The 6189-nt window shown below is 71.3% G+C and carries 5 protein-coding genes; 3 read left to right on the top strand and 2 right to left on the bottom strand.

What is annotated here, in order from left to right; genetic code table 11:
* Window positions 1–174: 174 nt before the first annotated feature.
* Both ACFQ7F_RS35400 and ACFQ7F_RS35395 read left to right on the top strand, forming a co-directional pair.
* Window positions 175–1806, top strand: a complete 1632-nt coding sequence (locus ACFQ7F_RS35400) for a penicillin-binding transpeptidase domain-containing protein (protein WP_383279883.1) — start codon at window positions 175–177, stop codon at window positions 1804–1806.
* 175 nt (window positions 1807–1981) lie between these two features.
* A complete protein-coding gene (locus ACFQ7F_RS35395; protein WP_383279880.1) occupies window positions 1982–3364 on the top strand; it encodes an MFS transporter in 1383 nt (460 codons plus the stop codon).
* A gap of 21 nt (window positions 3365–3385) precedes the next feature.
* On the opposite strand, the gene ACFQ7F_RS35390 is transcribed toward ACFQ7F_RS35395, so the two are convergent.
* On the bottom strand, window positions 3386–4108 hold the full coding sequence (locus tag ACFQ7F_RS35390; RefSeq protein WP_383279877.1) for a ribonuclease H: 723 nt from the start codon (window positions 4106–4108) through the stop codon (window positions 3386–3388).
* A 125-nt stretch (window positions 4109–4233) separates the two neighbouring features.
* Window positions 4234–4821 carry a TetR family transcriptional regulator gene (locus ACFQ7F_RS35385; protein ID WP_383279886.1) on the bottom strand — a complete coding sequence of 196 codons (588 nt, stop codon included), beginning with the start codon at window positions 4819–4821 and terminating at the stop codon, window positions 4234–4236.
* Window positions 4822–4945: 124 nt separating this feature from the next.
* Between ACFQ7F_RS35385 and ACFQ7F_RS35380 the strand changes: the two genes are divergently transcribed.
* A complete protein-coding gene (locus ACFQ7F_RS35380) occupies window positions 4946–5884 on the top strand; it encodes an oxidoreductase (RefSeq protein WP_383279874.1) in 939 nt (312 codons plus the stop codon).
* The last annotated feature ends 305 nt before the right edge of the window (window positions 5885–6189 follow it).

The raw sequence follows: 6189 nt of genomic DNA, 5'->3' as shown, positions 1-6189 counted from the left end.
CTGTCTTCGCCCCCGCCCCTGGCTGCCTTCGCATGTGTTCGGGGGGGGGGGGGCCCCCGCGGCGCGCCCCCCCCCCACGCCGACCTAGCACCGAACCTGCCGGGCACGACGGCCCGTTCTTCCTCCCTCAATACTCCGCTGCCCGCAGCGAGAAGCCAGCACAAGGAGCCCCTGATGACGGATGTCGCACCGCTCACGAGCCCCGACCGCAGACCCACCCGGAAGGGCCCCCGCGTAGTGGTCGCGGTGGGACTGACGCTCGCGCTCGCCGCAGGCATCGGGTACGCCGCCGATCTCGGCCCCTTCGACCCCGGGCCCCCGATACCCGACCCGGAGGCGATAAAGCAGGCTCGCGCCTTCCTGGCCGACTGGGAGGCGGGCCACATATCGCGGGCCGCCGCGCAGACTTCGAGTCCCGAGCAGGCAGAGCGCGTCCTGAACAGCTTCACCGCCGGACTCGACATCAGCAAACCGACCCTGACCCCGGGGGCGACCACGGTCGGCGACGACGGCACAGTGACCGTGGCGTTCACCGCCAAGATGCCCGTCACCGAGCTTGGCACCTGGACGTACCGTTCGGCCTTGCCCGTGCGCAAGCAGGACGACGGCGTCTGGAAGGTGAACTGGGAGCTCTCCCTCGTGCACCCGAATCTGAGCAGCACGGAGAAGTTCCGTCTGGAGCGGGAGGACACCTCCGGGCCCGAGATCAACGACCGCAACGGGGACGCCTTGTCCAGCGAGACGTCCCCCTCCCTCGGCCCGCTCATTCCCCAGATAGCCAGGGGCAGCGGCGCCGGTCCGCGCGGCGCGGTGCAGCTCGTCGACCGGGCCAGCGGTGAGGTCAAGGGCACGGAGGCCTCTTTCGGCAAGAAGTCCGCCCGCCCCGCCGACCGGCCCGTGTCCACCACGCTCGACACCACCTGGCAGTCGGCCGCGGAGAAGGCCGTCGCCAGCGAGGCCGACGGCAAGGACACCGCCCTTGTCGCCCTGCGGATCGACAACGGAGAGATCCTGGCCGTGGCCAACTCCCCCTCCTCCGGGTTCAATCGCGCCGTCTCGGGCACCTACGCGCCCGGCTCCACCTGGAAGATCGTCACGACCAGCGCGCTGCTCCTTGGGGACGCGGTCGCGCCGAGCGATGTCGTCGACTGCCCCAAGTACCTCACCGTCGGGAAGCGGTTCCAGAACGTCGAGGCCTCCGAACACCGCGGCGCCACCTTCCGCAAGGACTTCACCGCCTCGTGCAACACCGCGTTCATCAGCCTGCGCGACAAGGTCGGTGACGGGGAACTGGGCGATGTCGCCCGCAAGTACTTCGGGGTCGGGCAGAAGTGGGACGTCGGCATTCCCTCGTACGACGGGTCGGTACCGGTCCCCCGCGACCAGACCGAGAAGGCCGCCTCGATGATCGGGCAGGGCAGGGTGCAGGCCAACCCGCTGATCATGGCCTCCGTCACCGCGACGGCGGTGTCCGGCACCTTCCATCAGCCCACCCTCACCGGCGGCACCGATGACGCGACCGCCACCACGCCGCTGCCTCGCGAAATCGTCGCGCAGTTGCGTGAGTTGATGCGCGCCACGGTCACCGACGGGACAGCCTCAGTTTTGGCCGATCTGCCCGGCGAAGTGGGGGCGAAGACCGGCACCGCCGAGGTCTCCGACGACGCGCCCAACAACGGCTGGTTCGTCGCGCATCGCGGCAATGTCGCCGTGGCCTGCGTCGTCGAGAAGGGCGTCACCGGCGGCGCCTCCGCCGGACCCGTCGTCCGCAGCCTCCTGGACGCCGTGCCCGACGCCCCCTCCTGACGGACCTGTTCGACCGCCTGGACGGGGCCGCGCGAAAACCAGTGGCATTCCGTCACGCGCTCCTCATAACTTGAGCCTTCGTGACTCATGATCCAAGAAGAGTGCTCATCAGGCGGCTCGCCCGCGCCCCCCGCAGAGCCGTCCCCGGGCGAGACGCGGCAGCGGGCGGGCAACGATGACCGAACGTACGGTGGCACCGTCCAAGACCGCCGAAGAGGGGATCTTCTCCCGGAAGTACGCGGCGGCTACGGCAACCTTCGCCGCGGTGATGTTCCTGACCGGGTTCGCCGCGCTCGCGGTGGTGCCCACCTTGCCTGCGGCGGCACAGGGCCTCGACGGGGTGTCGCTCTATCCGCTGGTGGCGGGCAGCTTCGTCGCCGCGAGCCTGCTGGGCGGGGTACTCGGCGGCAGTTGGGCGGACCGCGCAGGGGCGAGCCGCCCGCTGGCGGCTGGTGTCGCCCTGTCGGTGGCCACCTTGCTGATCTCGGCCACCAGCACGACCATCTGGCAGTTGGCGGCCGGACGGTTCTTGGACGGGGTGTCGGCCGGAATGGTCGCGGTGGCGATCAACACCGCCATCGCCCATGACTATCCCGACCGTCTGCGGCCGCGCGCCCTGTCGCTCATGAGCACCTGCTGGATCATTCCCTCGCTGGCCGGGCCTCCGCTGGCGGGTCTTGTCTCCGCCTGGTGGTCCTGGCGCGCGGTGTTCTTCGGCCTGGCCGCCCTGACACTGCTCCCGGCGCTCGCGGTCGTGGTCGTCCTGCGCGGCCGGACCCGACAGGCCAGGGCCGTCCCGTCGCAGGACAAGCCACCGCGTCCCGCTCTGATGGTCGCCCTCGCGGTCAGCCTGGGCGCGGCGCTCGCGCAGTACGGCGTCTCCGGCTGGGGCGCGCGCCAACTGCTGTGTGCGGCGGGCGGGTTCGCGCTCCTTGTGGCGTTCGCGCCCCGGCTGCTGCCGTCCGGCACCTGGAGTGCGGCGCGTGGACTGCCCGCCACCGTGCTGCTGCGCGGCTTGTCCTCAGGGGCGTTCTTCACCCTGGAGGCCTTCGTGCCGCTGTTCCTCAGCACGGTGCGGCACGTGCCTGCCGCGGTGACAGGTCTGGCGTTCACGGGCGCTGCCGTGGCCTGGGCCGCCTCGTCCTGGGTCCAGGGCCATCTGCTCGACCACTGGCCCCGGCACCGCCTTGTCGTGGTGGGTTCGGTGATCCTCGCGGCGGCCGTGGCGATCGCGGCCGCCGGAACGCTGCCCACGATGCCCGCGCTCACCGCCGCGTCGGCGTTGGTCGTCGCGGCGGTCGGCATGGGCCTGGTCGCTCCGGCCCTCACCCTGCTCTCGCTCTCGCACAGTCGGCCCGGTCTGCAGGGGCAGGCCAGCAGCGCGATGCAGACCAATCAGAATCTGGGCCAGATCACGATCATGGCCCTGTCCTCCGCGCTGTTCGCCGGGCTCGGCACCGGCTCGTCCGGCCCGGCCGGCTACGCCGCTGCCTTCGGCCTGCTTCTTGTGCCGAGTGTCCTTGCCGCTCTGCTCGCGGTCCGCGCCCGCGGCTCGTGAGCGACCGCCACGGGGCTCGGCTCAGGATTCCCGGCACTCCACGTGACCCCAGCCGTGCGCGTTCTTCGCGATCTTCTCTCCGGCGGCGTAGGGCTTCTGGCAGTGGCAGCGGCCGGGGAACTTCGCCTTGATGACCGCGCCTGAAGACCCCTTGCCCGCACGGGCGGTCGAGCTCTTGCCTCCCTGTGCCGAGGCCTGCGCCGTGGAGCTCTTGCGCGGCCGGGCGGCGGGTGAGGCCGTCATGCGCTCGGGCCGCGGCTCGGGGATCGCGAGCGCTCCGTGGGCGGTTCCGGCGGGCTGCTGCGTCGTCGCGGCGTCGCTGGCCGCGACGTCGGCGATGGCGTTGAGGTGGTCGCCGTCCACCTGGTGGGCCGCGACGTGCCGGAAAGTCACGGCGCGGCCCTGCAGGAGTGCGTCGATGCGGACGACGAGTTCCTTGTTGGCCACCGGCTTCTTCGCCGCGGTCAGCCAGCCGTTCCGCTTCCAGGAAGCGATCCACTTGGTGACCGCGTTCATCGCGTACTGGCTGTCCATGCGGACCTCCAGCGGAACGGCGGGATCCGTGGACTCCAACACCTCGGCCAGCGCGGTCAGTTCGGCCACGTTGTTGGTCGCTACGCCGAGCGGCCCGGCCTCCCACCGCTGCGGGCGCTCATCGGAATCGGCGACCACCCAGGCCCAGGCCGCAGGCCCGGGGTTCTTCTTCGCGGCTCCGTCACAGGCGGCGATGATCAAGTCAGACATCCCTTGATGATGCCAGCCCGCAGACCCCCCGAAGGCCACCGCCCCTCTCCGACACCGCCCCTCCGGCGCCGGCTCGCCCACACCGGCTCGCCCACACCGGCCCTCCGGCACCGGCCCGCCGAGTCCTACGCCTCGCCTGCGTCCAGCGCCGGGGCGATGACCGCGAAGGCCCGGTCGGTCAGCTCGGCGGGATCCTCGGCGCCGCCGCTGTCGCTCCACCGTTGCAGCACGGCGTCGAAGGCGGTCAGTGCCATCCCGGCGGCAAGGTGCGGGTAGAGGTCCACGCCCACGTCACGCCCCAGACGCCGCGCCACCTCCCCCGTCAGATCGTCGCGCCACTGCGCCTGACGCTCCAGGAAGCGGGCGCGCAGGGCCGGGGTGCGCAGAATCAGCCGCACCACGGGCAGTACTCGCTCGGAGTGATCACCACAGGCCGCGAGGGGAACCCACACCGCGTGCCGCAGCGCCACGGAGGGCCGCTCCGCGACGGGGCGAGCCGCCAACTCCGCGTGGATGCCGACGCCCATGTCGGCCAGGAACTGGACGACCACGTCCTCCTTGGACGCGAAGTACCGGAAGAACGTACGCCGGGAGACCCCGGCGGTGGTCACGATCTCGTCGATGGTGACCGCGTCGAACCCCTTCTGGGCAAGGAGTTGCAGCGCCGCTTCGGTCAACTCGTTCGCGACGAGCTGTCGTTTGCGCTCGGCCATGCTCACTTCGGGGCGGGAACTCACCGGACCATGGTACACGCCATGCCTTTCATGGCACTCAGTCCGCTCCATGACACTCAGGATCCTCTTGACACTGAGTGCCACGAGCGACAGCATATGCCGCATGACGCAGCTACAGCGCTGGACAGCCGAGCAGATACCGGATCAGACCGACCGGATATTCGTCGTCACCGGAGCCAACAGCGGCCTCGGTCTTGCGACCACCCGCGCACTCGCCCGGCGGGGCGGGCACGTGATCCTCGCGGTACGCGACGAGGAGAAGGGCCGCCGGGCGGTCGCGGAGATCACCGCCGAGCACCCGGACGCGAGCCTGGAGGTACGCCGCCTCGACCTGGCCGACCTCGAATCGGTCCGCGACTTCGCCGATCAGCTGCACGCCGACCACCCGCACCTCGACGTGCTCATCAACAACGCGGGCGTGATGGCTCCGCCCCGCACGCTCAGCGCACAGGGCCACGAGCTGCAGTTCGCCTGCAACCACCTCGGCCACTTCGCGCTCACCGGCCTGCTGCTCGATCTCCTTGCCGCCGGAAACGACCCCCGCGTGGTGACGGTGAGTTCGGTCAACCACCGGCAGGCGCGCATCCGCTTCGACGACCTGACCGGCGAGCGCGGCTACAAGCCAATGGGCTTCTACAACCAGTCGAAGCTGGCCAACGCCGTCTTCGGCCGGGAACTCCATCTCCGTCTGGCCAAGTCCGGCAGCCCCGTGCGCAGCGTGCTGGCCCACCCCGGCTACACCGCCACCCACCTCCAGACGAGTGCGCCGATCGGCCTGTGGCGGGTGGTGCTCGGCCGTATCGGCAACCCGTTGTTCGCCCAGCGCCCGGCCGACGGCGCGCTGCCCCAGCTGTTCGCGGCGACCGAGCCGGACGTGGAGAGCGGCCAGTTCATCGGTCCGGGTGGCCCGGCCGAGCTGCGCGGCGCACCGACGCGCGTACAGCTGGCCCCTACGGCGGCGGATCCCGAGACGGGCCGCCGACTGTGGGAGCTGTCGGAGCACTCGACCGGCGTACGGTTCGCGTTCCCCGCCGCGGTCTGACCGCGCTCGGTCAGCGCGCGACGGGCCGACCAGCCCCCAGGTGTCGACGGCCATCAGGTCGAACAGATGGCCGCCCGTCGTCGAGCAGCAGCCAGGAATCGGGCTCCCAGTCCACTTCGGGGTGCTTCAAGTCGGCCTGGATCTCGTCGATCTCGGTGTCGGCACGGCCGATCTTCCATCCGGTCGATCTCGCCCCGCAGCGCGCACACTGCCGCAACGGACTTTCCCGGGCCGTGGGGGGGGGGGGGGGGGGCCCGCCCGCCGCGGGGGGGGGGAAGTTGGGGACGGGCCGCCGGGGGCCCCCC

Origin of the sequence: Streptomyces sp. NPDC056486 (assembly GCF_042795295.1) — a bacterium.
Classification (GTDB): Bacteria; Actinomycetota; Actinomycetes; order Streptomycetales; family Streptomycetaceae; genus Streptomyces.
Note: the sequence above shows the minus strand (reverse complement) of the source record. Positions and strands in the feature narration are given on the sequence as shown.